Source organism: Arsenophonus sp. ENCA (assembly GCF_002287155.1).
In the GTDB taxonomy this organism is placed as follows: Bacteria; Pseudomonadota; Gammaproteobacteria; order Enterobacterales; family Enterobacteriaceae; genus Arsenophonus; species Arsenophonus nilaparvatae.
The window spans coordinates 1-1035 of sequence record NZ_NHNG01000290.1; the positions used below are offsets into that span (position 1 = coordinate 1).

Here is a 1035-nt window from a genome sequence, read left to right on the forward strand (position 1 = left end):
AACGATATTTACCACAAGCTAAAGTTAGAATTATGCAATCATTTGGCACATGAGTGGCAAAATTGGTGAAATAGCTACGCTTAGGGCGGGCTCCATCACAACCACCTACTAGGAAGATATGGCGTAATTTTTTACTGTTGATTAATTCAATTAGTGTATCTGTTGCATCCAGCAGAGTGCGGCGACCAAAACCAACTGTAATCTTATGTTCAATTTCACTATATGGGAATCCTGCCATCTGCTGTGCCATAGCAATCACGGGGCTAAAATCGTTACCTTCCAAATGGTTTACCTTTGGCCATCCAACAATACTGCGGTTCCAGATACGATCGGAATAGTTACCAACAAATGGATCGATAATACAATTTGATGTCATGATAATGGGACCGGGAAACTGGGCAAACTCTATTTGTTGATCCTGCCAGCCACCTCCATAGTTGCCGGCCAGATGTTTGAACTTATGTATTGCTGGGTAGCCGTGTGCTGGTAACATTTCACCATGGGTGAAAATATTAATACCTGTACCTGCAGTCTGTTGCAATAAGTTGTGTAGATCTTTCAGATCATGGCCAGAAACTAGAATACATTTACCTGCAATGGGTTTTACGTTAACTTGAGTGGGTATTGGGTGGCCATAAGTCTCAGTTGCACTGGCATCTAAAATACCCATTACCTTAAAATTCATCTGACCAATTTCCATTGCACATTGCAATAAGGCATCCATATCAGATGGCGGGCTACCTAACCATGCCATAATTTTATGATATTGGTAGTAAATATCGTTATTGTATTGACCGAGAACTCTGGCATGCTCCATATAAGCCGCTGCACCTTTCAAACCGTACAGACAAAGCAGACGTAAACCAAGAATATTTTCACCAATCACCGCTTTGTCTTTATTTAGTGCGTACTCTGCTGCTTGATCTTGTAACTTGCTAGGATCGTCACTGAATAACTGCCGTTCGGCCATTGGATGATTTATAATAATCGTTGGATCTTTAACTAAGCATTGGATTTTCAGTGCCTCACCCTTGG

At 41.4% G+C, this 1035-nt stretch carries 1 protein-coding gene; it reads right to left on the reverse strand.

Annotated elements, in window-relative coordinates; genetic code table 11:
• Positions 1-1035, reverse strand: a 1035-nt coding sequence (hcp, locus tag CBG25_RS07770; protein ID WP_290605838.1) for a hydroxylamine reductase, incomplete at both ends; no start/stop codon positions are given.